We start from the raw sequence: 26,456 nt of genomic DNA, 5'->3' as shown, positions 1-26,456 counted from the left end.
TCAACTTGCTCGACAGGGCAGTGAAGCTATTATTTGTTAGTTCCTGCGTTCAATTTCATAGATATCAGCCTTGTTGAATAACAATAATATGTGATTGCAAAAATCATCCGCAAATTCTCAATCAAATCCGCCATGATGTTATACGCAGGCTATCAAGTTTCTGTGCAATACTCTTGGGGTTCTTATAATGAATCCAGATCAACAACAAAATATACCTCAGCGAGAATCACGCGTTTAACTAAAAATATAAATATAAATATTACTTTTTAATTTTCAAACGATACGCGCTTGGCGACATATTGAACCATCGTTTAAACGCTCGACGAAAATTTGCACTGTCATGATAGTTCAGTAATGTTGCGATGGCATCAACAGATAATTCACTGTCAAGTAAGTAGTTACTGGCTTGTTTGGACAGGATTGATTCCCGAATTTCCCTAAAACTTGTTCCATCTAGCGCCAATCTGCGTGCAAGGGTCCGTTTACTCATAAATAAAGCTGCCGCAACATTTTCTTCGCTCAGTTCACTTAATGGATTGGATAACATTATTTTTTGTATTTGATAAATAAAGCTATGCTCAATGGGATTTAGTTTGGACAGCATTGATTCACATTGACTCTTGGCGAGCAAATAATTGTCATGATTTGCTGATGCATTAGGAATTTCACAGAGGGACAACGGAAGCTGTATTTTTAAATCTGCTGCAGAAAAGGAATACTGACCGGATAGATAATCTGCATAGCATTCGTTATAGCTGGGTTGATCATGACTGAAGCAGATGGTTGTCTCAGACATTGGACGTCCTATTATAAACTCCGCACATTCATATAAAATCACTGCACATGTTTCAGATAAAACACGGTGAATAGCAGAGGAAAGATTTAAATCGAAGTGAAGGGAACATATGACCATATCTTCTGAATATTCCAATTGCAAATGAGCAAAGCTAATACGCGTTGGTAGAAAAGCTTGAAATGCTTTTAATGCAATTAATAAATTAGCACTGCTATTGGCAAGAAAACCCATAGCACCATGTGTGGAGGGTGTTAAACGTCGTCCCAAACGTAAACCAAAATCCAGATGATGAGTAAGATCTAAACTATTTTGCAAAATCTGAATCTGCTGCCGAGCTGTAAGTAACGTATCCTCCTGCATAAATTGCTTTGTGGTGAGTTGAGTGAATTGAAGTAATTTAGGAATATCACGTACATTTAAGCCAAGTTCACGGCCGATCAGACGTGCATAGTTAGAAGGAATATTTGCTGTATCCAGATTTAACCGTTCTGGTGGCACTACGTATTTGGCTTCCAAAATGACCTCCGAGCTACTCCATAAGCAGAGTTGGAATTCATCCGCTTCTTCTAGTCTTCTAGACTGTCTTTTTATGACTCCATGTTGTCAAAAAATGACCTCCTTTATTGTTCTTTATAGTATTAGATTATTAAAAAGGTCGAGCTAACTAATAACCTATGCTGTTCTTTTGCTGGAGAGCAGTGATCGGAATAATTATCTTTGTTGAGCACGACGGAACTACCCATGTTGTCGGCTTGGAATCCGGTAAATCTCTTCATATCTTCTAAAAACATAAAAGTGAGGTTAAGGAAATGTCCACAATCTCAGCAACGATCAATAAAGCAAAAAATGAAACCTGTCCCCATCCAGATACAAATCAAAGCTGTATATCTGTATCAGAAGCTTAGGGGGCGCATATTTGAGAATAAAGATTTTACACAATTTGTTGAACGTCCGATTCCAGAAGTATCCACACTTGATTTAAACGATATTGATTTAAGTAATCCGTTTTTATTTAGACAACATCGTTGGCAGTCCTATTACAAACGGCTGCGCGATGAAGCGCCTGTTCATTATCAAGCTAACAGTCCATTTGGTGCATTTTGGTCGATTACCCGTTATGAAGATATTCTTTTTATAGATAGAAATTATCAGTTGTTTTCATCTGAGCCGATCATCATGTTGGGTAATCGGCCCAAAGGTCTTGAACTTGATATGTTTATTGCGATGGATCCACCTGAACATGACGTTCAGCGTAAAGCTGTTCAAGGTGTCGTTGCGCCGCAAAATTTAAAAGAAATGGAAAGCTTAATTCGGGAACGAACAGTTGAAGTATTAGATAGCTTGCCTATAGGTGTGCCATTTGATTTTGTGCAAAAAGTGTCGATTGAGCTTACGGCAAGGATGCTTGCGACATTATTAGATTTCCCCTATGAGAGACGGCATAAACTGGTGTATTGGTCAAATTTAGCTTCTTCCACGCCGGGAACGACGGGTGGATCAATGAAATTGGATGAGACTTTCTTCGGTGTTGCTGATATGGCAAAACAATTATCGGCACTTTGGCACGATAAAGCAGCTCGAATCGCGGCTGGTGAACCATGGGGTTTTGATTTAATCAGTCTAATGCAATCCAGTGAAGCGACCAAAGATTTGATTAAACGTCCTCTAGAATTTTTAGGGAATATGGCATTGCTCATAGTAGGAGGGAATGATACGACTCGTAACTCCATGACAGGTGGAGTACTGGCATTGCATCAATTTCCAGAGCAGTTCGCCAAGCTCAAAGCTAATCCGAGTTTAATTCCCAATATGGTATCCGAGATTATTCGTTGGCAAACGCCTTTAGCTTATATGCGCCGTGTTGCAAAACAAAATGTGGAATTGAATGGTCAATTGATTAAAAAGGGTGACAAAGTTGTGATGTGGTATGCCTCGGGAAATCGTGATGAACGTGTAATTTATCGACCAGATGAATTTATGATTGATCGTAAAGACGCGAGAAAGCATTTGTCATTTGGATTTGGTGTGCATCGCTGTATGGGGAATCGTTTGGCAGAAATGCAATTACACATTCTCTGGGAAGAAATTTTAAACCGCTTTGACACTATTGAAGTGATTGCTGAGCCTGAAATTGTGCAATCTAATTTTGTCCGCGGCTATTCAAAAATGATGGTAAGACTCACAGCCAAACCTGAAAATTTTAAATGAGTACATTATTAAATGATGATTTAAAACAATAGTTGTATCAATTTATCCAATACTTTTTGTTTTCTACCACCTAAGTTTAATCCTATAGAAAGTGTATTTAATCACTGTATTTAAAGCTTTTTATTTTAGCTTTAAGTCTTTGATACCTAGATTAAATGATGTGAAGGAATTCGAAATGAATCAACAAGGACAGAATGAACAATTTTTGACTGATCTTTATCAAAACTGGTCAGATCGTATGACAGCCAACCCGAATATGACCATTGAGGACTTTCGTAGTCTGTTTGATGAATGGCATCAACCGACACTAGAGCCAGAAAATGTATGTTACAAGTCTGAAAGCATTGCGGGTACAGGGGGTATTTGGGCATTGCCACCGGGCGCAGATCGCAAAAAAGTAATTCTCTATACCCATGGCGGTGGTTTCGCTGTAGGTTCTGCATCTAGCCATCGTAAACTGGCAGGGCATTTAGCGAAAGCTTTAGGCGTGACGGCTTTTGTAGTGGATTATAAACGTGCACCTGAACATGTTTTTCCGTCTCAGGTCAATGAAGTCACAGCTGTCTATCAAGCATTGCTTAAACAAGGTTTTGAAGCGAAGAACTTGCTTACCGCAGGGGATTCTGCCGGTGGGAACCTCGCTATTTCCACAGTCCTTAATTTGAAAAAAAATAATATCGAATTACCAGGCGCCGTGATTGCATTTTCACCCTGGCTTGATATGGAGCATCTAGGTGAAACATTGGTCAAGAATGATGCAACTGATGCCTTAATCACTACCGATCTGCTTAAAGGCATGTCTTCTATGTTCCTTGGGGAATCCGGAAACCCAGCCGATCCACTTGCGAATCCACTCAAAGCTGATTTTACAGGCTTCCCACGTCTCTATATCAATGCCGGTTCAATTGAATCACTTGTGGACAATGCAACGCGTTTAAATGATCTGGCTAAAAGTCAGGGTGTCGATGTCACTTTATCTGTGGTGGATAACATGCAGCACGTTTTCCCATGTCTCGCAGGCCGTTCAAAAGTTGCTGATGCTGAGATCGCTCAAATTGCGCAGTGGTACAACAATGCTCTTGCTGTAGCTATCTAAATATTTTGCTTTTTTAAGGATTCGAATATGCATTGCTATTGCGTCAATGAACATCATCAACCACTCGAAAAAGTGAAATCTGTTCAGCCACAACCTCAGGGTGAAGAGTATTTAATTCAGGTGAAGGCTGCAGGTCTTTGTCATACGGATATTCACTTATGGGAAGGTTATTATAATTTGGGTGGCGGGAAACGCCTCAATCTGGCCGATCGCGGGGTAAAACCACCTTTGGTACTGAGTCATGAAGTGACGGGTGAAGTGATTGCAGCCGGGCCAGATGCGGATAATTCGTTAATCGGGCAACACGTTCTGGTTCATCCATGGATTGGTTGTGGTGAATGCCAATACTGCGTACATGGTGAAGAAAACCTGTGCATTAAACCGAATCAGATTGGGATTCATCGTGCCGGCGGTTTTGCTGAATCAATTATTGTGCCTAAAGCAAAATATCTGGTCAATATTGAGGGTTTAAATCCATCTGAAGCTGCACCGTTGGCTTGTGCTGGAGTTACCACTTATAGCGCACTGAAAAAATTTGGCGATAAGATTGAACATTATCCTGTGGTGATTATTGGTGCAGGTGGCTTGGGCTTTATGGCGTTGAAATTGCTCAATGCCATGAATGCTAAAGGCACGATCATGCTGGATATTGATGATAATAAACTCGCTGAAGCCCAAAAAGCCGGTGCAATAGCGACTTTAAATAGTAAAGATGAAAACGTGATTAGCCAGTTGCAGCAAATGACTCAGGGTGGATCGCGCCTGATTCTGGATCTGGTGGGTAATGCGGATAGTCTGTCCTTGGCTATTTCAAGTGCTGGTCGTGGCGGTCATATTGTCGTTTGTGGGCTGATTGGCGGTGAGCTGAATCTATCGATTCCACTCATTCCAATGCGACCACTGACCATTCAAGGCAGCTACGTGGGTACAGTAGAAGAGCTACGTGAGCTGGTTGAACTTGTTAAAAGCAAGAATGTAGAAGCTATTCCAGTGACTGAATATCCGATTGATCAAGTCAATCAGGCGATGCAGAAACTCATCAATGGTCAAGTTTTAGGGCGGTTAGTGTTAAAACACGCTGTATAATGCGAATACCTGAAGCCTTCTATGAAAATAGAAGGCTTTTTTATTTTATATATTTTATTGATGATGATCTGGTACTAACTCATGATCAAACCATCCAATATTTGCTTTATTTCTGTTCATACACTGCAAGGAGTACACATAAAAAGATATTCACAAGTTAGGAAAACGCTATGAAAAATCAAATGGATTTCGATGCAGTTATTATTGGTACAGGTTTTGGCGGTTTATATGCACTGAAAAAATTGCGCGATGAATTAAAGCTTAAAGTAAAAGCATTTGATAAAGCCGATGATGTAGGGGGTACATGGTTTTGGAATAAATATCCAGGCGCATTATCTGATACAGAAACCCATCTGTATTGCTATTCTTGGGATAAGGAACTGCTCCAAGACCTAGAAATCAAAACCAAATATGTGCAGGGTCCAGATACCCTGAAATATTTACAAAAGGTTGCAGCGAAGCACGATCTTAAAAAAGATATTCAGTTCAATACTGCCATTGAGGCAGCGCATTTTGATGATGAAAATAATCTCTGGCATGTACGTACTGAAACAGGCGAAGTCTATACTGCACGTTTTGTGATTTCAGCATTGGGTATTCTGTCTGCACCGAATTTTCCGCGTATTGAAGGTATTCAAGATTTTAAAGGCGAGCTATATCACACCAGTCGCTGGCCAGAAAATGTAAGCTTTGAAGGTAAACGTGTGGGTGTCATTGGTACAGGTTCGACAGGTGTGCAGGTGATTACTGCCATTGCACCACAAGTGAAGCATTTGACCGTATTGCAACGTTCAGCACAGTACAGCGTACCGATTTGTAATGATCCAATGACGCCAGAAGCCATTGCCAAGATCAAAGACAATTATGATCAAATTTGGCATGACGCAAAAAATTCAGCCTTTGCTTTTGGCTTAAATGAAAGCACTACACCTGCAATGAGCGTTTCTGAACAAGAACGTGAAGTGATTTTTGAAAAAGCTTGGCAAACAGGTGGTGGCTTCCGCTTTATGTTTGAAACCTTCTCAGACATCGCCTTGAGTATGGAAGCAAATATTGCCGCTCAAAATTTCATTAAGAAAAAAATCCGTGAAATTGTCAAAGATCCGAAAACAGCAGATTTACTGACACCAAATGATCTTTATGCAAAACGTCCATTGTGCGACAGCGGTTATTACAATGTCTTTAACCGCGACAATGTTACGCTGAAAGATGTAAAAAATAATCCAATTCAGCACATCAATGAAAACGGTGTTCTACTTGAAGATGGCGAATTTATCGAACTGGATATGCTGATCTGTGCAACTGGTTTTGATGCAGTGGATGGTAACTATTTGCGTATGGATCTTAAAGGTCGTAATGGCTTAAGCATTCAAGATCACTGGAAAGCTGGCCCATCCAGCTACCTTGCAGTCACCACAGCGAACTTCCCGAATATGTTTATGGTACTGGGTCCAAATGGTCCATTTACCAACTTGCCGCCGTCGATTGAAACTCAGGTGGAATGGATTTCAGATGCGCTTGGTTATGCCTTGGAAAATGACATTAAAACTATTGAAGCAGTAAAAGAGAAAGAGCAGCAATGGTCAGAAACCTGCCAAGAGATTGCCGATGCGACGCTATTTTCTAAATCGGAATCGTGGATTTTTGGTGCCAATATTCCCGGCAAGAAAAATACCGTGTATTTCTATTTGGGTGGTTTAAAAAATTATCGTGAGGTTTTAGCCGGTTCTAAAGCTGGAAAATATGTTGATTTTAAAGTCGGTTACTCAGTCAAATCGCTCGAACAAGCTGCTTGCTAAGTTGAATAAAGGGATTTTAAGGAATTTAAAAATGAGTTATAAAAATATTCAGCTTTACATTAATGGCGAGTTTTTGCCACGCGAAAACCGCGATACCAAACAGATTGTGAATCCGGTGGATAATGAACATATCGGCGAGTTTGATTGCGCGACTGCGGCAGATCTGGACTATGCGCTAGACAGTGCCCAGCAGGCATTTAAAATCTGGAAAAATACCTCACCCTTATACCGCAGTGAACTGCTGCGTAAGTTTGCGCAGGTGGCACGTGAACGTGCCGCTGAAATCGGTCGTAACATTACTCTGGATCAGGGTAAACCGTTAAAAGAAGCGATAGGCGAAGTCACCGTTTGTGCGGAACATGCAGAATGGCATGCAGAAGAATGTCGACGTATTTATGGCCGTACTATTGCTGCGCGTCAGCCGAATGTGGAACAGACAGTCATTCGTGAACCTGTCGGCGTATGTCTGGCAATTTCACCTTGGAACTTCCCGTTTAATCAGGCGATTCGTAAAATCTCGGCAGCCATTGCTGCTGGCTGTACCGTGATTGTCAAAGGTTCAAGTGATACTCCGAGTGCAGTGAACGCTATTGCGGAAATTTTCCATGAGATCGGTTTACCGAAAGGCGTGTTGAATATTGTTTGGGGTGACTCGAACTTTATTTCAGACTATCTGATCCAGTCACCAATTCTGCAAAAAGTATCCTTTACTGGTTCAACACCCGTAGGTAAAAAAATTGCAGCGTTGGCAAGCATGAATATGAAAGCCTGTACCATGGAACTTGGTGGACATGCACCGGTCATTATCTGTAAAGATGCCAATATTGACCGCAGTGTCGAGCAACTGGTCAGTTACAAGTTTAGAAATGCTGGACAGGTGTGTGTATCGCCAACGCGTTTTTATGTGGAAGAAGCGATTTATCAGGAATTTAGCGATAAAGTGGTAAAACGTACCCAGCAGATTAAAGTCGGTAATGGTCTAGACCAGGTCGATATGGGGCCTTTGGCGCAGACTCGCCGTGTTGGTGCGATGGAACAAATTGTTGAAGATGCATTGTTAAAAAATGCCCGTCTGTTACAGGGTGGGAGACGTATTGCAGGCAAAGGTAACTTCTTTGAGCCAACGGTACTCGCCGATTTAAACAACGACACGCAGTTCATGAATGATGAACCTTTTGGTCCAATGATTGGTTTAATTCCATTTAGCAACTTGGATGATGTATTGGAAGAAGCCAATCGTTTACCTTTTGGTTTGGCTTCCTACGCCTTTACTTCTTCATTAAAAAATGCGCATCAGATTTCGCATGGACTGGAAGCCGGCATGGTGTCGATTAATCATATGGGACTAGCTATTGCAGAAACACCGTTTGGTGGCATTAAGGAAAGTGGCTTTGGCAGTGAGGGGGGACTGGAAACTTTTGATGGCTACCTGAGAACAAAATTCATTACAAAATTGTGTGAATAAGCCACTCTTAAAGCTCCCGATCTAGGTAAACTTTATCGTATAAATAATGACTAGGATAGTCAGAGAATGGAAGGGAAAAACCTCATTATTCCGAATGAAATTCAGCAATGGATTCCGGGACAATTAACTTTAGACAGTCAGACGCGTAATTGGGAGGGTTTGACGTTTAAGGGCTATTATTATGCCGATCAGGATGTACATATTCCTGCCATGCGTGATTATATGATCGTGAACTATAAACAGCATGCAGCAGAAATGCGTTGTAAACACGATAGTCCGGTCTGGCAATCTAAAATTGTCAAACCTGGTCATATTTCTTTACTCACTTATGGTGAAGATTCGCGTTGGTCTTGGGATAACCAGATTTCTGTTTCACATATCTATCTTCCGCATAAAGATGTCAATTTAATTTCCACTCAAATTTTTAATCAGGAAATTTCCGCGTTTAAAATTAAACCACAAGTGAGTATTGAAGATCCCATACTAGATTCCTATTTTAATCTCTTAGAACATGAGCTGAAAATTGGTGGAATCGGGGGAGACTTATTTATTGAAAGCATTAAAAATCAAATTGCGATTCATTTATTACGTCATTTTTCCGATTTAGATTTTAGTGAAAAGATGTGCAGTTCCGGCTTAAATAAAACCCAAAAAGAACTGTTGTTTGATTATATCCAGCACCATATTGCTTTAAAAATTACGCTTGCAGATTTAGCCCGAATTTTAAATATGAGTGTGCCGCACTTAATGCGAAAATTCAAAATTGAATTTGGTCAGTCACCCGCCAATTATATTATGGATCTACGGGTGAAATATGCAAAAAAACTACTGCAATCCAAACCAGATTTACCCTTGAAAGCAGTCGCTCTGGATTCAGGCTTTTGTGACCAAAGCCATATGAGCCGGGTATTTCAAAAAACACTCAATAAAACTCCGCTAGAAATTCGTCGAAGATAGGATGTTCAACATCCTATTTTTTTGCCTGTTCCTTCCTATTTTTTTTATTTTTTTTACGTCCAAAAATTAAGATTTATTCATACATTATATAAAACCATATTTTGTCTATCTTTAATGCAGTATAGAAAGATCTTATCCAATAAAAAATGAGAGAGCCAAAATAAGATAAAAAAGTCCAATCGATGATCATATTATTCTAATAATCGTTATTTTTATCCAATCAAAATTTTATCCAATCCTTACAATTAATCCTAAGCATGTGAATGCTGCGCTATTTAATCAATAAAAAAATAATGATTCAAAACTGGGTCAATTTTCTTTTGAGATTGATGATGTTAAAAAATCAATAGTGCGAAACCTTTATGGATCTAAGGATGAATGAACTTGTAAAGTTCGAAACAAGGAGCTGATCTGGGAAGATCAGTAGGTATATGGATAAAATGTTTATTTTATGCTGTGTGGGCTTGAGTCTGACTCAAGCCCATGCCAATTTTATAGATGACCAGAAAGTCTCTGTGACTGCCCGAAACTATTATTTCGACCGCAACTTTACTGCAGAGGATGCGCCATATCCTGCTGCGCGGGAATGGGCCCAAGCTTTCATTTTTAATTATCAATCGGGTTATACAGAAGGGTTGATTGGGCTGGGTTTAGATCTACAGGCTGATTTAGGACTAAAGCTTGATTCGGATTCGCAGCATACCGGCACCGGTATTCTTGAATACAACAAAACCACTCGTGAGCCTGTAGATGAATTTCATCGCATCTATGCGACAGCAAAAATTAAGGCATCAAAAAGCGAAGTAAAAGCGGGTGCTCTCAAACCGCGAAATCCCGTTATCTTCGCTTCACCTGCACGTTTGCTGGATCAGACCTATCAAGGCGTCGAATTCACCACTCAGGATATTCAACCGCTTAAATTTGTTGCGGGTTATGTCGATGAGGTGATTCAGCGTGACGAGTCTGAATGGACTGAAGTATCGCTAACTCCATTGCAGAAGCGTTTTAGCGGTGATTTAAGCAGTTCACATTTTATCTATAGCGGATTGGAATATCAAAAAAATCAGCATCAAATTTCATACTACTATTCGCAATTAAATGATATTTATCAGCAGTATGCTATTACCTACAATTTAAATGCATCATCTGAATTACCTGTTCTTGGCAAGGTGCAGCTCTATCGAACTCTGGATAGTGGTGCAGCCCAAGCAGGGAAAATTGATAACTTCGCTGTAGGTAGTATTTGGGGCTGGAAATATGGCGCTAATACTTTCAGTCTGGGCGGTATGCTCAGTCAGGGTGATACCGCACTTGCCTATTTGAGCGGGGGAGATACCCCGATGTTTGTCGATAACATGAGCTCGGATTTTGTCAATAAAAATGAACGGGTTTGGTCAGTACGCTACGACAGACACTTTTCCGATTTTGATTTGCCTAATCTAAATATCATGTTGCGTTATAACAAGGGAACTCACATCGAGCTTCCTGAAGCATTGGGCGGCAACAATCTCAAAGAGCGCTCGCTAGATAGTGAAATTCGTTATCAAGTCGCTTCTGGCGCATTCAAGTCCTTAAATATTCGTTTAAGAAACACCATCTATCGCAACAATTTTGCATCTTCAGCGCATTTTAAAGATGCAAATGAGTCACGTGTCAATCTGGACTATAGCTGGACATTTTAATTTTTTAGTAAAGCAACATGCTCAGAAAATTTATGGGTAAATCATTTAATTCACAGTGATTTGCAAAACGAAAATCTTATCCAGTTGATCTCAAACCGACTCAATCAACTGGATAAAAATATGAAGACTGTATTTGGGCAATGATAAATAGAACGCCCATTTGGTCAAGGAGACTACAATGCAGTACATAGATGTACAAAAAAATATTGATGAATCCAAATTTAATTTCTTTAATTTCAAAGTATTATTTTGGTGTTTTCTTATTATCCTGATTGATGGTTATGATGTCGCAATTGCAGGTGTCGCAATTCCTTCGATTATGGAAAATATGGGAGTAAGTGCGGTGACTGCGGGCTTCATGGCCAGCTCAGCACTGTTTGGGATGATGTTCGGCGGGATTTTCATGGGTTCGATTTCAGAGAAAATCGGCCGCCGCTGGAGTCTGAGCATTTGTATCTTTTTATTCAGTGTGTTTACTGCTGCTGCCGGCATGTGTGACGATCCCTATACCTTCAGCTTAATGCGCTTTTTAGCAGGTATTGGAATCGGTGGTGTTCAGCCGAATATTACTGCACACATGACCGAATATGCACCTAAAAAAATACGCAGCATGATGACCGCGATTATGTTCTCCGGTTATGCATTAGGTGCAGTATGTGCAGCAGTATTGGGTAAACAGTTTATTCTCGAATTCGGATGGCAAGTGGTCTTTTACGCAGCAGCGTTACCGGTCATTTTAATTCCATTTATCATTAAATTTATGCCTGATTCCATGCTGTACATGCAAAAGAAAAATGATCGTAAAAGTTTAGAAAAAGCTTTAATGGCGATTAACCCGAAATTAGACCTCAGCAAGCCATATACTTTAAAGTTGACAGAAAAAGAACAGACCAGTTCCGCTCCTGTAATCCAACTTTTCCAAAATGGCAGGGCATTAAGCACAGTGATGTTTTGGATTTCCATTACGACCGGATTATTCATGGTGTATGCGCTCAGCACTTGGCTCACTAAGCTTATGGCGATGTCTGGTTATAGTTTGGGATCATCACTCAGCTTTGTGATTGCACTGAATATCGGAGCGATATTTGGCAGTATCTTCTGTGGCTGGTTGGCAGACCGTTTCCAGATCAAGTGGGTTGTTGTGAGTATGTTTGCCCTTGGAAGTATTTTCCTCTACATGATGACCCTTAATTTACCGACTCATTTGCTATACATACTCATTGCCTTGGTCGGTTCATGTACGACGGGTGCTCAAATTATTGCTTATGCATTCTGTGGGCAATTTTACCCGAGTCATATCCGCTCCACAGGTATTGGTTTTGCGACCGGTATTGGTCGTCTGGGCGCAATTTTGGCACCGGTGATTATTGGTATTATTGTCAATCTGCAGTTACCTTTAGAACAAAACTTTATGGTGATTGCACTGGCAGGGCTAATCGGAACAGTTGCATTATGTTTTATCATGCCACAACAGAAAACTGCTTTAAAAACGGCAATGGTCTAGTACATCGCATAAAGTAAATTTTAATCATAAAAACTCGGGTCAGATGATCCGAGTTTTTTATACGCATGATCTAACGCCTCTATGTTAAAAAGATGAAAGATCGCGATATAGATTGACGCAAAAATAAAGCCAGCTTGTTTAAGCTGGCTTTATTTTTTTATCAAATTGAAAAGGCTTTTATTCGGCTGTGATGCTACGTTGTTTAAACACTTCTTGGGTGACTGTTAAAGCATTTAATACCCGTGGGAAACCAATATAAGGAATTAAATGCACAAAGGTTTCTATGATTTGCCTAGGGGACACATCGACATTTAGTGCATTATTGATATACAGATTTAATTGTTTTTCTGCGCCTAAGCTTACCAATGAGGATAGGGTAATCAGTATACGTTGCTGATTATCCAGACCTTCACGCGTATAGATTTGTCCAAATACAAAGCCCTTGATCAGATGATCCATGCCCGGGGCTAAAGCATTGAGTTGATCCGATACCTGTTCAAAAGACGGGATACTGGAATCATGCGGATGACTAAACTCCAGCATTTTTGCTTCACCAGACGCGTATAAATCTTTTTGATCCATTTTTAATTCCTTTTTCAAATGATGAGTTGAATACATTTATTTTGATGAAACAAATAAACCCATTTTTAATGGGTTTATTGATGTGAACAGTTAATTTAAGTGACTTCTTATAAAGTGATTCTAAAACTCGTTTGGCTATTGATCTGCTTTAGTACCGAGTAATGTACGGGCCTGCAAAATGGCTTCTTCAACGCCTTGATCTAAATCAATTGTCGGTAGCGAACCTAATTCACTATGTAGTAGACCGACATCTTTGAGCAGTAAGTCATATTGAACATCAATTAAATTATCGCTCATCCAGCTTTTGCCTGTAGATACGGCAATCACTTCAAATAATGATTTCGCAGGAACACCATGTACTTCTGCCAAATTCAACATCTGTGCTGTTGCAGCCAAGTTATATGTTCCCAACGCATTATTAAGAAGTTTCACTAATGCAGGTTGACCGTAGAAATCCATACTGAATACACGGCCAGAGATATTCGCTAAAATTTTATCTTCAACATCTGTCTGTTGAGGGCCACTTAAAAAAATGGTCATTGAACCTTGCCGCGCGCCTTTGGGGCCACCAGATACTGGTGCTTCAAAGGTACGCCAGTGTGTAGGTGCAGCAGCAAAAATACGCTTTGCATCATTAGGTGACAGGGTAGTATGCACAAAAACAGTTAAAGCCTGGTCTGTATGCTGTTTAAGTGCATCAAATACAGATAAAACCTGATCTGCCAAACGTACAGCGATATGAACGCTTGCTACAGATGCCCAATCGATAACCGCCAAGTCATTACCTGAAGGAGACTGCGTTTCTTCAGACCATTCGCGGTTACGCTCTAAATTAAAGTCGTAACCATAAACGCTTTGTCCACGTTCGGCTAGATTTGCACCGATATTGCCGCCGATCGGGCCTAAACCAATCATAAGATGCATAGTAAACTCCGAATATATGGAAATCTAAGTGCGCTTAGCTTTTTATTAAAACAATCACGCACTCAGTGAATATCAAATCATGGAAGCTTAGTTGGCTTCAGTTTTCGGGCTAAGACCACGTTCAGCCATCACTTGTTTTAACAGTGTTAAACCATTAAGGACACGCGGGAAACCCACATAAGGAATACATTGAATCAGGGCGCCAACAATTTTCTCTTGCGTTAAACCGACGTTAAAACCCACGTTAATGTGTAACTTCAGTTGTGGCTCTGTTCCTAAAGCAACCAGGGTAGAGATGGTGACCATGGTTTGTTCTTGTTGAGTCAAACTTTTACGTGAATAGATATCGCCGAAGGCAAATGAGATGATGTAGTCAGATAAATCTGCATCCAGTTCTTTATAAGACTCGACCAATTTTACGTGGTCAAAAGTATTTTCTTGTGGTGTGCCAACAAGTTCCAACATACGGTCAAGACCACGTTGATAGCGTTCAGTTGTCATATTCTTATACCTTTAGTTAATATGTCGATCAGGTGATTTACCGTGCAAATCAGGGTTACGCTGATGTGATAGATTCACTATAAAAGTATTCATGGTATAGTTGAAATAGATAGTCGTTATCTAAGGTATAAGCATTATGGATGCTTCAGCACTACATCATCTTGATCTCAATTTATTGGTATCCTTACACACGCTGTTCGAATATAAAAATGTCACACATGCCGCTCAGGCTATACATATCAGTCAACCTGCGTTATCGGCTCAACTGGCAAAATTGAGATCAAGTTTTAATGATCCATTATTAATACCCGCCATTGAAGGCAAGGGGATGGTGTTAACTGAAAAAGCGGAAGCTTTAATAGAACCATTGAAAAACCTGATGCACTGTTTATATGTCATTCATGACACTGAGCCAAAGTTTGACCCTAAAAAAGATAAAAGAGTGTTTAGAATTGCGGTCAGTGATAGTGCTTCTGTAAGTATTGTCAGTCCACTCATTCAGTTTTTAAGTGATCTACCGAACAACCAATTGCAAATAGAATTTGTGCAATATCACCAAAGTAAAATTGTCCAGCAGTTAGCACAGGATCAAATAGATCTGGCAATAGATTTAGAAAACAATCTACCTGAAAATTTTCCAAGCCTTTTACTGATGGATGAAGATTTGGTGCTGTGTTTTAGACAAGGACATCAACTGCAGAAAAAGAAAAGCATAACCATGGAGGAATATTGTTCACTGGAACATATTGTGGTGAATACCAATGAGATGAATTTGGCGGGTTATACAGACATCGTATTGCAAAGTTTAGGCTATAAAAGATTTGTGCGGCACAGTATTTCTCATTTCTTACTTGCTGCTGAATGCCTGCAGCATACAGATTATGTGTGTACGCTACCGCGTAATTTGGTTGAAGGAGCGCATTTCAATTTGCATTTTATTGAACTTCCATTTCAATCTATACGTTATAGACTTCGAATGATTTGGCATCCCAAACATCAACATAATCCAAGTATTCAATGGTTAAGAGAAGAAATCTTTGGATTGGTTAAATAAATTAACCGACCATGAAAATAGACTTTATTTAGATGTGATTAAGTTTCTGATATCTTAAAATTTGTTTTAGCTTTAATTTTAAAATTAGCTTTTATGTATGGAGACCTTAGTAGGTAGTTATGCACAATATCTTATTTAACTTATGTTCACCTAGAATCTAGTTCACAATTAAATTTATGTTTAATAAACAATAAATTTAATTACTTAGAGCACTAAAGTGATAACTTATAAAATATTTGGTTCATTAACCTAGCTATGAATACATATTTTCCTACTAAAAAGGTCTTAAGAATAGACTAAATTTGTCTAGGAGAGTGGTGGCAGTCCACCACTAATTAAAAGGTGTCTACAAAATCGGTGGCTATTCAATAAGTGTAGTTTACTATTTGGTATAAAATATTATGCTGAGGCTAGGGTTTTGATAGCTACGATTTCTGTTTGGCTTTTTGGCGTAAGACATACAAATATAAGCTTTCTACTTTTTCACGTGCCCATGGTGTGGTACGTAAGAATCGCAATGATGATTTAACACTTGGATCTATGCAAAAACATCTAATTTCAATTTTACGATTTAAGCCTTCAAAGCCACCGTAGTAATCCAATAATTCATCCAAAATGTCAGCAAGTTTTTTGCCGTGTAAAGGGTCATTGGAGGTGTTCATAATAGATCAACCATATTTTGGGAGGCCATTATTATAACCTGAGCTAGTTGAAAAATGAGAGGGTTGGAATTTAAACGTAATTAACATAGAAAATTACAGCTTATCTTCCTATTTACAACAGTGCTGATGCATAAAATATTTCAAATAATTAATAATTCAAAGAAAGCTTTTTAATATATGCTACCGTTAAAAAGCTACAATAAAACGGCCTCTTTCAGGTGTATCGTATTTAACATAATATACATTATACGAAATATAATACATTTAATAAAAGCCACATAACTGTAGCTCTTTATGAATAGCTTATAGAACTTCAAACTCGATCCGACGGTTTTTCTTACGACCTTCAACTGTTGTGTTATCTGCAACCGGTTTATTGGAACCTAAACCTTCAACACTTAAACGATCTGTTGGAATATTCTTTCCAATTAAATAATTTTTAACAGCAGCTGCTCGTTCCTGACTTAAAGTTAAATTTTTAGCTGAATTACCTGAACTATCCGTATGACCAATAACTTTTACCTTCTTTCCAGCAACCTTGTTTAAGGCAACTGCCATCTCATCCAAAATTTTGATACCTGATTCAGCCAATATCGCACTGCTAGATTCAAACTCAATAATTCGGTTTTTTAAAGCCTCATCAATAATTTTCTGTTCTGCCTGATTCACTGTTAACTGTGTATTTAAACGATATGGTGCTTGAACCAAATTCTGAAAATTTACTGTAGTTGGCTGAATATTATTTTGATTTGACATTTTTCCAGCTAATTCAACCTGTGTACCACGTACAGACAATTTTCCTTGTTTAACTTTTTTTAAGTCTTCCGTAATGACTTTTGAAACAGAATCACTCCAGCCATTTGGTGCAGATACAGCGCGAACCTGAATTTTATCAACCACATGATCTGTACCGTAAACAGCATACATTTTATTTAAAATCGCTTGTTTACTCGCTTCATTGGGTACAGCACCTTCAACTACAATCGGTTCTGCATAAGCAATGACTGGGACACCCGACATAAAAACGATATAAGAAATACTTTTAATTATTTGTTTTTTCATGATTTTTATTCATTAATAAATGTTTGTTTAAATAATTTCATAGCTTGATTTAAGCTGAGTTGGCGCTCACTTAAAGATTGTTCCAAAGTTGCTAAACCGGCATTTTGTTCTAAATAAGGATCAATCCAGTTCGCTTCAATCAATGAAACCCAATGTTTGGAATGCATCTTTTGATTAAATATTTCACTTAATGTAATAATATCAGCACCTTGGAATCCAACCAATAATACGGGTGAATCACGGTGTAAGATTCCAATGAACAATTCGGTATTCTGTTTAGAGACAAAACCACTAATTAAATTGATCCAAAAAGCGGCAATTTCATAGCAATAACCTGGATTATTTATAGGTAAAATAAGTACCTTTTTTAACGGATTAGTTCCTTGTTGAATCACTGGTTGTAACAATATCCCCAATCCAATCATACTTTGTGCAAATTCATAGGCACTTATTTTCATTAGCTGTGAAAATGAATGAATTGTATGATTATCATAAAATGCTGCGCTTTCCGTATTGGTGAATATATGAATTTCATTACTTAATTTAGCTAATTTATCCAGCAAAATCTCAGGATCATCTATGGCATGCATCTCCCGATTTATTTGAAACAAATCAGTTAATGTCTGTTTATAGCGATATGGTGCATATAAAATATTTTCATAGAGTGTATCTACTTCCAATAAATGATTGAGCACCATTGGAAACTTTCGACCTGAACCATCCTCACTGGTGATCAAATTAGCCACCAAAAACTGGGGTTCTTGCGAATTAGCAATAAAGAAATCCAATGCAGGTAGTTCTGCATACATGGTATTGAAATCCGCTGACTGCATGGTATATTCAAGTGCTTCAGTAATCCATTGATCTATCAATTGAATTAAAGCAGACTGACCATGGGTTTTCAGGAAATCTCCACGTGCAGGACATTTACCATAATAAAGTGGCAACGTTTTCATTTCATGCATCAAAACACTCCTGCTCTTTTTATTATTTTGATGATTCGTCTTTTATCCATCATGGTGTTGCTCCATTAAGATCCGTTAATGGAGACATTGCATTGGCTTTAACTGCCGTTACAGGTTTCGGTGCTGCTTGCGCAGCGACAACACGTATGGATTTATTATTTACCACCTGATTAACCAATTGCATGCCGGCATAGCCACGGCTTGAACCAATCTGTCCTGAATTGCCACTAATCAAACGGAAATTCACTTTCACAGCCAAGTTCGGATTTTGTTGATCTTTCCAAATCATTTCAAAACTACCACCGCGTTGGGTACGCTGCGCACGATCAATTAAGCGGTTAATGCCATATTCACCCGGCTCATCAAAAATCGTATGGGTTTGCCCTTCTAAATCCACAGCTGTAATACGTGCGCCGGGAATAGAACCTTGGTTTGGCCAGACAAAATTTACCCATTGTTGAATGCCATTTTCATAGACCATTCTTTGTCCATCAATATCAATGGTATAAGAAAGTAGCTGGGTATTTTCCAATGGGTAAAATTGAAAGTTTGATTGATTGGCTGCCACAGGTGCTTTGGTCTGATTCAATTCTCCTGTTGCCATACCATGACTTGGTGCCACATAACTCTGGAAATTCATGACAAATTGAGGATTCAGACTCAGCCCTAAATCCTTCCAGGTTTTAGAGGTTAAGGTATAGCCACGACGAATGACCAATGGGTCAAGATTGTCTTTCACAAAGCGTGCAATGCTGCCATTTTCACCCAAAATTTGACTAATCTCATGACTGGTTGCTTGTAAGCTCGCAGAAGAATTAAATGGATATTTCTGACTTAAATTCGCTGTAAAGGGTTGATTGGCTTGCAGCATCCATAATTTATTAAGCTCATCCTGAGCAGGAATTAATAAACTATCAAATGACTGTATTAGCGGATTCATTAATAATTTTTGTAAAACCTGTTGATCCAGTTCATTCAGCCCAACGGACATTTTTTCATCAATAATTTTCTGGGTACTATTAAAGACTGAATTTTGATCATTAATGGTTTGCTTGACTAAAGTCATGGCTGAAGGACCAATATCACCTGCACTTTTTAGATCGTTAAACTTGCTCCGTACTTGGGCAAGTGATTGCATGTATTCATCTAATAATGATTTGTTCTGCTGATCATCACGCTTACGAACCATGTGATAGAACATCTGGAATTCTTTTGAAATCACACCCTGTGCCTGATTCGATGCCTGTTGTGAAACCTTAGTTTCATCATTACTTAAAACTTTATGTTTAAACCATGCCACGAAACCTGTTTGCGGTGCAGCGAGTTCTGCCTGAACAACAGGATTATCCCAACTGGTTTCTCTCGCAATATGATTCACAATAGTACGAATGGGTGAATTTTCTGGTTCACCCAATATTTCAATATTTTTCGCTTGTTGTTTGAAGTCACTGTTTTTTGCGTAGTGAATGCCATTCAAGAATTTACGCCATTCAGCAATATATTCCTGTTTATATAATGCAGTTAACTGCTTGCGAATCTGGTCTGGACTTCCACTAAAAGTCAGATCATCCGATTGTGTGCTGTTTAACACCCAATCCTTACTATCCGTTGGACGGTTCGCCGCTTCATCAATCGCTTTTTCCACATAATCAGACCATGCTTTGTAGGTAAATATGCCAGGTAAGGCATAACTGCCCAATACTGTATTTTGGCTACTTTCCCCGACTAACTGCTTCACAGTGACTGCCGGATAACGAACTGCTGCACGCATTTTAATTTCATTATAGACACGGTCACGTGCAGGCATGCCGCGAATGACAGACAATAGAACCTGACGTGCTTGATCCACCACCAAAGAATCGGCTTCAAGTACCGAAAACTGCTGATCATTCGCTAGCGTCATACTGTAGGATAAAATTTGCTCCGCTTTCTGGATCATTTCACCACGCGGCATTTGTCCTCGGTTTGAATCCAGCCAAGAACGCCAGAAGCGTGTCACTTGATCACTTAAATGACTTGTCTCCATATACTGTGAGTTGCTCATCATCAAATAAGCCTTTAATGCATTATAAGCATCTTGAGGATTGGTTTCAGACGGCTCTAAATATTGTTGATTTTTAGCAACCTGTTTTATTTCTACATTGACATGATTGGTTTTTAAGCTTGCTTCGTTGCCTTTTACCCGTTGTAAATACTGCACAATATTCTGCTGTGTGGGCTGTAAAACAATTTGCTTTACGCCTTTTAAATATTCTACTTTTAACTTGTCATGTAATTCATTACCTTGATACAAACCAAAACCAAATTGAATAGGTTGATCTTCCTCGAACTGATCAAGTTGTTGCATACGCTCTTGTAAAATTAACAAAGCATTCAATTGGGTAGATAGCTCTTGTCCAGACTGTTTTTCAAGTTGCACAACCTTGTACAGATCAGCCTGAACATCAGCAATCAGCTGTTGATTATTACGATATGACCATACCCATAAACTGAGAATAATCGACACGCCCAATAATGCGGCAATAAATCCAAGATAACGCTGTTTCTTACGTCCCGGATTAATATGCTGTTTAACCAGATTCTTGTCTTTCAAAATCACATCTAAAAATAAACCTTTCAGGAAGTAACCGTGATTTTGCGCAATCGAATTGGTCGGTATGCCATTTTCACTATTTGGGCTTTTAGATAAATTAAAATCCTGTGCAAGCTGTTCAGTCATTGGACTTTCAATCATCCCTTCTTGCAAGGCACTAGTGAAATAAAAGCCACGGAAGACTGGTTTAAACTGATAGGGATTTTCTTCAAATAAAGTGCCAATAAAGGTTTTTAGGACTGGTTTTAGGCTTTTAAACTCCAAAGGAAATGTCATTACACTCGGTGAGATATTTTGCGAATGACGTCGACTGAGATGCGTGGTGCTTAGTCCTTTTAAACCATCATATAACACAGAATAATGCTGTTCAAAAAGCTCAACGGCATTATTTGCAGAATTCGGATCATACTTTAAGGTTGCACCCCACACCTGATCAAATTCATTAACTTCATAACATTCAAAAAATTCAGTAAATCCTGCAATCAAATCCATTTTAGAAAACACCAAATAGACCGGTGCAAAAATCTCTAAACGTTCAGTTAAGTCTTGAATCCGTGCCCTTAAGTTTTTCGCCAGTTTGATTGATTTTTCCGGACTTTGGCTCACTAGCTCCGCAATACTGACAATCACGATCAAACCGTTAATGGGTGCCTTAGAACGGCTTTTCTTTAATAAACCTAAAAAGCCTAACCATTCTGAATGATCTTCAGCATAAACCGAATAACGCCCTGCCGTATCAAGAAACACTCCTTCGGTCGAGAAAAACCAATCGCAGTTTCGCGTCCCACTTAAGCTTGAAGAAAGCATATTTTGATGTGATGCTTCAAAGGGAAATTTCAGCCCAGAATGATAAATAGCCGAACTTTTACCTGCAGCAGGGTTACCAATCACCATATACCAAGGCAACTCATATAAAGCTGCATTGCCCTTCTTATCTCCCAGCTTTGACTTACGAATCAACTGGATCGATTCTTTCATTTGCTGATTGACCAGCTGTAATTCATCTTTATCTTTCTGTTTGCCATATTCAGTCTGGGTATCATGTTGAATGGCTTCAGCAAGGAATTCACCTTTTTGAGTATGACGATATTTTTGAATCAGCCAATATATGCCATAGCCGATGAGTGCCAAAACATAAGCTGTAACTAACGCCCAAAAAATATTTCGGGGAATGACGTTATATGAAGACACCAATGCCAGTAAAAAAGATAATGCAATGATGGCTTTAGGATGAGTTACATACTGCCAGACATAACCTAAAATGGTATAAAACATGCGATTCTCGTTGTTTTCTTAATTTTTATTAATATTTAAATGACTTGTTCTTCAAATTGATTTGATTCGGCAACTGCTTGAAAAAAAGCATGGGTTGAAGCTTGATCCGTACTGTATATCATTGCCGCAAGTTCCTCTGGCAGATGCATGCCTAACATAAAGCCAAAAATTTTTGCGAGTGATAGTGTATGACCGAAACTTTGTTTTATATATAAAAAATGATGTGTTTCTATTAACATCGGGGCAAATATCTGGTTGGTTTTTTTAATCACTTTGCTATCAGTTGCATCATCTAAAAGCAGTACAAAAGGCTGTTCCTGCTGGATCTGTTCTGCATAATTAGGCATAGCCTCATTTAGATAAGTTCTTAGGTCATGGACATTGAGTGCAACTTTAAGAATCTGGATTGCTTCTAGCTGATTAATCTTCACATCATGAGCTGCTACGCACCAGCTGGATGCAAATTCTGCAGCCAAATAATCATTCGATAGCCACATTTTTTCCTCCAGCAATTCTTGATCAATTTCGGAATCCACATTGATCACCAATGAAACTTCATGTGATTGTGCTGATATTTGACCTAATAAATTCAGCCAATTTTTATAGGAACTTTGCTGATTCATAAAATGATGTTCGATATGTATTTGCTGCGAAATAATGCCCAGAGATTCTACAAAATTAAGCAGCATTTCATTGCTTGAATTTTCATCCCAAAAATCCAATAAGTTATCTGATAATAAAATATGAACATTCAGTCGATTTAGACGCGGTACTTGTTCAATCTGAATTTCCTGATCATCTTCCTCACTAGCTTGATCATCTGGGTCGATCCATGCGGGATGCATGCGATACTGGTATGCCAGTTCACTATCATAAAAAAATGCAGACTGTTTTAAGTGTTCAGCCACCTGCGATAGAATTTCGCTTTGCTGCTCTAACTGGTGTTGAATTAAGGCTTGGATTCGTTGCAAGCGCCCCTGCTTCTCTTCTATATCTGAATCATCGTCTTGTTGTTCCAAGATATTATCTAAGTCTTTAATTCTGTACGACAACACAGGTAAGCCATAGCCATTGGTTAAGTGCTGATCCAATTCAGGACTTTTAAAGTTTTTTAATGCATCCATAATACTTTCATTTTCACCGAATGCACTGAATGTGGATGACGAGAAGATATTTAAATTCAGCCATTTAACATCTTCAACTTTTTCATTAGTTTCTGATATTTTTTTATTCGATTGTTGTTCTAATAAAGCTATTTCTCGTTGCTGTTTACGCTTTTTATCTACATGGTAAGCTTGATAAATTAAATATGGTGAAAGCAGGATTAAAGACAAAACTAAAGGTAAAACAATAAAATATGACAATAAATCCATGCTAGATGGATCATATTGAATATCCCGCCAATAATAAATAATTGCAATACTGACAATTAGAAAGATACTGCTAAACGTTCCCAGAATGGATTTAATCATGGAATATCTCCCAATAATGCATAGCAGGTTTCTAAATTATGTTCAGCATGCTTAGGCATTAAAAAAGCCCCCTGTGCCAAGCCAAGCTGTGAGCTGGAATTTAAGCAAAGAGGCTGTATGTCTTCTTTTTTTAGCATTAAACGTAAATCCACCATTAAGGTTGGACTACACCAGGTTGTGAGGATTTTTTTTAGTTTTTCACTCATTTTTTGCTGGGGTAAAAAGCTGAGATAATCTGTTCTGGACAATGGACCAATCTGGATTTCTATTTTCCCGTCGATTTGTTGGATACTTTCACCACAAAAGGTATTCACACCTAATAGACTGGTATTTAAACCACCTAAAGTTGTCTTTTGCTCATCTGTTAATTTAAACTTTTCTGCGATGAATTCTTTGATTTCAAAATCAGTTTTAAAAATACATTTCAGCATTGTCCTTAAAGCATAAGCCGTATTATTTTGCCCCTGCATTAAACCTGAAAATTCAGCGAAATAATCATCTAATTCAGATTGATCTTGTTGTGAACTGACATAACCATTTAACGCATGCAGAATATCAAGATAATCATTTTCTTGTTCAATTTCATAACGTACTGGTAAATGATAGGTCAAGCTTGCATCTACATATTGTGCGGTGAGCTTATGATTGAACAACCCCAGAAAGCTAATGGTTTCTACTTTCTGCTGCCGAGTACTGTGTTTAATTTTATGACTATAAGTATAAGGTAAAGCCCCTTGCATACCGGTTAAACCGACAATCAAATTCGTAATATGTATGTGTTCATTGTCCAGTTTTAATGTTTCAATCTCAGATACCGGAAAATTAAGATTTAAAGAACTGTGAAACTTAAAGTCATTCGCCCAATACTGAGTTTTGAATGAATCTGGCACGTGCCGTAACAAACGTGTCGCCTGAATAAACTCATAAGCTGTAGGTATGGTGATCAGATCATCAATTACAGAAGCTTCTTGCCACCAACGTTCTGCACGCATTGGTATAACTCCTGTTGGCTATTTGAATCACTGACAATGACATCTACATAACTATTTATCTGAACTTTTAAATTAAAAACATGACTTAAAAGCTGCGTAAATATATATAGGCTATGCCCTCTAAAAACTTGTGCATCAATGGCTAAATTGACTTTGATACCCCGTACAAATAATGGAAAAGGTTTGGCCTCAACCAGTTTTTGGGTCAAAGAAAAATGGATATTTTTAATCGAATCGATAATGAGATGATTTTCTTTTAGTTGAGATAAATTATAGAGTTCTAAAAGTTCTTTAATATGGCTGACCGCATCGTCTTTCATTAACGACAAGGTATTCAAAGACAAATGCGAAATAATACGCCATTGTTCTTTCTTATTTTGTTTAAAATAATAGGGCTTGCTGGGGCGCTTTAATACCAGTGCGCGCCGTGCCAAGTTACTATCATTCAAAGTCAGGACATTATTGGCCTGACTTAAAGCCTCATGCGGCAAATCTCGATTGCAACACAATAACCTAGTACTAATAAAATCAAACTTGGTACTCTGTGGTGATAAGTGTTTTGAAATAATAGAGTAGCCTGTTTCAGGAGATTTATTTTTTAATTGCGTGGGATTGACACTATAGAAAAACTGCACCTCATCCTGATGATAATGACTCATGGCGAAAAATGGAAAAACAGGAAAAGTGACCTGATCCTGATTACTTTTTTCCCGAATCATATTCATCTCAAGAATTGAATAAACTTGATAGAATTCGGGATGATGAGCATCTGTCACCAAGGAATATTCCAGTTGTTTATGATTGATTTTCTGGGGTTCTGCTTGCTTATTAAATAGATTCACCACTGGCGCTGAAAACAATTTAAAGTTAGCGACATTTAATTCAGCATAATTTCGAATACACGCCTGATCATTCAGATTTAACTTTAAATGAATCAGCACTTCAAATTCGTTTTGCTCAGCGGGTAAATGCTTTAAGAAATTTAAATCCAGATTTAGATAATTAAATTTTTCAGGAAAACAAAAATATTCCATTAACAAACGATAAGCATGATGAGTATGCTGATCAACCGGTAATAAACTTTCTGTCTCATCAAAACCCACCACTTCAAATGGATTGGTGATTTCAATAAAATCATTTCCCATTTTTAATGAAAATCCAGTACTTTTAGTGAATACGTTATCTAAAATCTGTAATGGGAAATTGGAAATTGCATCTAAATAAATCGGTAATTTTTCATGAATTAACTGTTTTGTACTTTGATTGAAAATTTTAAAATTTAGACTAAGTGTCGCATTTTGATTTAAATGCATATGCGCACTTGGATTAGTCTTAAAGTTTAAATGATTCAATGAAATAGGCAGTAATCTAACTGGCATCGTCGTCGTAAATTCACACTGTACCCCTTTAAAACTACGCGACTTTAATGCTGTTGATTTAGTAATTTCATGAACTTCAGTCAGTTGTTTAACCTTATTGATATCCTCAAAACTCACCACTGAACATGCAGGGAAAGGTTTAAGGTATTGAGGAAACATCACCTCGAATAATGAACGTGTAAAAACGTCATAACTGTCTGCCAGCTTTTTATCGATACGCGCAGCCACAAGTGAAAAAGCCTGAATCAAGCGCTCAATATGCGGATCATCTATTTGTTCCTGATTAAGCGATAAACGCTGAGCAATTTTTGGATATTTTTGTGCAAATTCACGCGATTGTTGCCCAAATTCTTGTAATTGCTTTTCATAATACGGTAACAGTTCTTCAATCACAGAAAACCC

20 protein-coding genes are annotated in these 26,456 nt (G+C 38.4%); 9 read left to right on the top strand and 11 right to left on the bottom strand.

Features of this window, described 5'->3' with window-relative positions:
* Nucleotides 1-259: 259 nt before the first annotated feature.
* Nucleotides 260-1,312, bottom strand: coding sequence for an AraC family transcriptional regulator (locus B9T23_RS04495; RefSeq protein ID WP_228145896.1), 1,053 nt, complete (start codon nt 1,310-1,312; stop codon nt 260-262).
* Between the two features lie 330 nt (nt 1,313-1,642).
* On the opposite strand from B9T23_RS04495, the gene B9T23_RS04490 reads away from it, so the two are divergent.
* The 8 genes from B9T23_RS04490 to B9T23_RS04455 all read left to right on the top strand — a co-directional run bounded on the left by B9T23_RS04490 (nt 1,643) and on the right by B9T23_RS04455 (nt 12,593).
* A complete protein-coding gene (locus tag B9T23_RS04490; protein WP_228145895.1) occupies nt 1,643-3,004 on the top strand; it encodes a cytochrome P450 in 1,362 nt (453 codons plus the stop codon).
* A gap of 175 nt (nt 3,005-3,179) precedes the next feature.
* Complete coding sequence (locus B9T23_RS04485) at nt 3,180-4,100, top strand: alpha/beta hydrolase (RefSeq protein WP_086193169.1); 921 nt, start codon at nt 3,180-3,182, stop codon at nt 4,098-4,100.
* 27 nt (nt 4,101-4,127) lie between these two features.
* Nucleotides 4,128-5,186: an alcohol dehydrogenase gene (locus B9T23_RS04480; RefSeq protein WP_086193168.1), complete on the top strand. Its 1,059-nt coding sequence runs from the start codon at nt 4,128-4,130 to the stop codon at nt 5,184-5,186.
* A gap of 170 nt (nt 5,187-5,356) precedes the next feature.
* Nucleotides 5,357-6,985: a flavin-containing monooxygenase gene (locus B9T23_RS04475; protein ID WP_086193167.1), complete on the top strand. Its 1,629-nt coding sequence runs from the start codon at nt 5,357-5,359 to the stop codon at nt 6,983-6,985.
* 31 nt (nt 6,986-7,016) lie between these two features.
* On the top strand, nt 7,017-8,450 hold the full coding sequence (locus B9T23_RS04470; RefSeq protein WP_086193166.1) for an NAD-dependent succinate-semialdehyde dehydrogenase: 1,434 nt from the start codon (nt 7,017-7,019) through the stop codon (nt 8,448-8,450).
* A 66-nt stretch (nt 8,451-8,516) separates the two neighbouring features.
* Complete coding sequence (locus tag B9T23_RS04465) at nt 8,517-9,407, top strand: helix-turn-helix domain-containing protein (protein WP_086193165.1); 891 nt, start codon at nt 8,517-8,519, stop codon at nt 9,405-9,407.
* A gap of 431 nt (nt 9,408-9,838) precedes the next feature.
* Nucleotides 9,839-11,089: an OprD family outer membrane porin gene (locus tag B9T23_RS04460; protein ID WP_086193164.1), complete on the top strand. Its 1,251-nt coding sequence runs from the start codon at nt 9,839-9,841 to the stop codon at nt 11,087-11,089.
* Nucleotides 11,090-11,267: 178 nt separating this feature from the next.
* Nucleotides 11,268-12,593, top strand: a complete 1,326-nt coding sequence (locus B9T23_RS04455; protein WP_086193163.1) for an MFS transporter — start codon at nt 11,268-11,270, stop codon at nt 12,591-12,593.
* Between the two features lie 177 nt (nt 12,594-12,770).
* On the opposite strand, the gene B9T23_RS04450 is transcribed toward B9T23_RS04455, so the two are convergent.
* The 3 genes from B9T23_RS04450 to B9T23_RS04440 form a co-directional block, all read right to left on the bottom strand.
* Entirely contained in the window at nt 12,771-13,175 is a 405-nt protein-coding gene (locus tag B9T23_RS04450) for a carboxymuconolactone decarboxylase family protein (protein WP_213033028.1), read from the bottom strand.
* A gap of 135 nt (nt 13,176-13,310) precedes the next feature.
* A complete protein-coding gene (locus B9T23_RS04445; protein ID WP_086193162.1) occupies nt 13,311-14,099 on the bottom strand; it encodes an NAD(P)-binding domain-containing protein in 789 nt (262 codons plus the stop codon).
* 87 nt (nt 14,100-14,186) lie between these two features.
* On the bottom strand, nt 14,187-14,600 hold the full coding sequence (locus B9T23_RS04440) for a carboxymuconolactone decarboxylase family protein (RefSeq protein WP_086193161.1): 414 nt from the start codon (nt 14,598-14,600) through the stop codon (nt 14,187-14,189).
* 136 nt (nt 14,601-14,736) lie between these two features.
* On the opposite strand from B9T23_RS04440, the gene B9T23_RS04435 reads away from it, so the two are divergent.
* Entirely contained in the window at nt 14,737-15,654 is a 918-nt protein-coding gene (locus B9T23_RS04435; protein ID WP_086193160.1) for a LysR family transcriptional regulator, read from the top strand.
* Between the two features lie 425 nt (nt 15,655-16,079).
* Here the strand turns inward: B9T23_RS04435 and B9T23_RS04430 are convergent, their stop codons facing one another.
* From B9T23_RS04430 to tssF, 7 genes are all read right to left on the bottom strand, one after another.
* Complete coding sequence (locus tag B9T23_RS04430) at nt 16,080-16,316, bottom strand: VF530 family protein (protein WP_067724253.1); 237 nt, start codon at nt 16,314-16,316, stop codon at nt 16,080-16,082.
* A gap of 303 nt (nt 16,317-16,619) precedes the next feature.
* The gene (locus B9T23_RS04425) at nt 16,620-17,336 is read right to left on the bottom strand and encodes an OmpA family protein (RefSeq protein ID WP_228145900.1); all 717 of its coding nucleotides are present in this window, start codon (nt 17,334-17,336) and stop codon (nt 16,620-16,622) included.
* A gap of 47 nt (nt 17,337-17,383) precedes the next feature.
* Nucleotides 17,384-18,343, bottom strand: a complete 960-nt coding sequence (gene tagF, locus B9T23_RS04420) for a type VI secretion system-associated protein TagF (RefSeq protein ID WP_086193158.1) — start codon at nt 18,341-18,343, stop codon at nt 17,384-17,386.
* Nucleotides 18,344-18,392: 49 nt separating this feature from the next.
* Nucleotides 18,393-22,211 carry a type VI secretion system membrane subunit TssM gene (tssM, locus tag B9T23_RS04415; protein ID WP_086193157.1) on the bottom strand — a complete coding sequence of 1,273 codons (3,819 nt, stop codon included), beginning with the start codon at nt 22,209-22,211 and terminating at the stop codon, nt 18,393-18,395.
* Between the two features lie 35 nt (nt 22,212-22,246).
* A complete protein-coding gene (locus B9T23_RS04410; RefSeq protein WP_086193156.1) occupies nt 22,247-23,683 on the bottom strand; it encodes a hypothetical protein in 1,437 nt (478 codons plus the stop codon).
* Complete coding sequence (tssG, locus tag B9T23_RS04405; RefSeq protein ID WP_086193155.1) at nt 23,680-24,675, bottom strand: type VI secretion system baseplate subunit TssG; 996 nt, start codon at nt 24,673-24,675, stop codon at nt 23,680-23,682. Before tssG ends, B9T23_RS04410 begins: the two co-directional genes overlap by 4 nt.
* Nucleotides 24,639-26,447 carry a type VI secretion system baseplate subunit TssF gene (gene tssF, locus B9T23_RS04400; RefSeq protein ID WP_086193154.1) on the bottom strand — a complete coding sequence of 603 codons (1,809 nt, stop codon included), beginning with the start codon at nt 26,445-26,447 and terminating at the stop codon, nt 24,639-24,641. Before tssF ends, tssG begins: the two co-directional genes overlap by 37 nt.
* Nucleotides 26,448-26,456: the final 9 nt, after the last annotated feature.

It is taken from the genome of Acinetobacter terrae, assembly GCF_002135195.1.
Taxonomy (GTDB): domain Bacteria; phylum Pseudomonadota; class Gammaproteobacteria; order Pseudomonadales; family Moraxellaceae; genus Acinetobacter; species Acinetobacter terrae.
This window is presented reverse-complemented; position numbering and strand designations above follow the sequence as displayed.

Coding starts and splice junctions, on each gene's coding strand:
- tssM (WP_086193157.1), bottom strand. CDS start 22,211: ATGTTTTATACCATTTTAGGTTATGTCTGGCAGTATGTAACTCATCCT.
- B9T23_RS04485 (WP_086193169.1), top strand. CDS start 3,180: ATGAATCAACAAGGACAGAATGAACAATTTTTGACTGATCTTTATCAA.
- B9T23_RS04465 (WP_086193165.1), top strand. CDS start 8,517: ATGGAAGGGAAAAACCTCATTATTCCGAATGAAATTCAGCAATGGATT.
- B9T23_RS04470 (WP_086193166.1), top strand. CDS start 7,017: ATGAGTTATAAAAATATTCAGCTTTACATTAATGGCGAGTTTTTGCCA.
- B9T23_RS04445 (WP_086193162.1), bottom strand. CDS start 14,099: ATGCATCTTATGATTGGTTTAGGCCCGATCGGCGGCAATATCGGTGCA.
- tagF (WP_086193158.1), bottom strand. CDS start 18,343: ATGCATGAAATGAAAACGTTGCCACTTTATTATGGTAAATGTCCTGCA.
- B9T23_RS04430 (WP_067724253.1), bottom strand. CDS start 16,316: ATGAACACCTCCAATGACCCTTTACACGGCAAAAAACTTGCTGACATT.
- B9T23_RS04455 (WP_086193163.1), top strand. CDS start 11,268: ATGCAGTACATAGATGTACAAAAAAATATTGATGAATCCAAATTTAAT.
- B9T23_RS04490 (WP_228145895.1), top strand. CDS start 1,643: ATGAAACCTGTCCCCATCCAGATACAAATCAAAGCTGTATATCTGTAT.
- B9T23_RS04440 (WP_086193161.1), bottom strand. CDS start 14,600: ATGACAACTGAACGCTATCAACGTGGTCTTGACCGTATGTTGGAACTT.
- tssG (WP_086193155.1), bottom strand. CDS start 24,675: ATGCGTGCAGAACGTTGGTGGCAAGAAGCTTCTGTAATTGATGATCTG.
- B9T23_RS04480 (WP_086193168.1), top strand. CDS start 4,128: ATGCATTGCTATTGCGTCAATGAACATCATCAACCACTCGAAAAAGTG.
- B9T23_RS04435 (WP_086193160.1), top strand. CDS start 14,737: ATGGATGCTTCAGCACTACATCATCTTGATCTCAATTTATTGGTATCC.
- B9T23_RS04460 (WP_086193164.1), top strand. CDS start 9,839: ATGGATAAAATGTTTATTTTATGCTGTGTGGGCTTGAGTCTGACTCAA.
- B9T23_RS04410 (WP_086193156.1), bottom strand. CDS start 23,683: ATGATTAAATCCATTCTGGGAACGTTTAGCAGTATCTTTCTAATTGTC.
- B9T23_RS04450 (WP_213033028.1), bottom strand. CDS start 13,175: ATGGATCAAAAAGATTTATACGCGTCTGGTGAAGCAAAAATGCTGGAG.
- B9T23_RS04475 (WP_086193167.1), top strand. CDS start 5,357: ATGAAAAATCAAATGGATTTCGATGCAGTTATTATTGGTACAGGTTTT.
- B9T23_RS04425 (WP_228145900.1), bottom strand. CDS start 17,336: ATGTCGGGTGTCCCAGTCATTGCTTATGCAGAACCGATTGTAGTTGAA.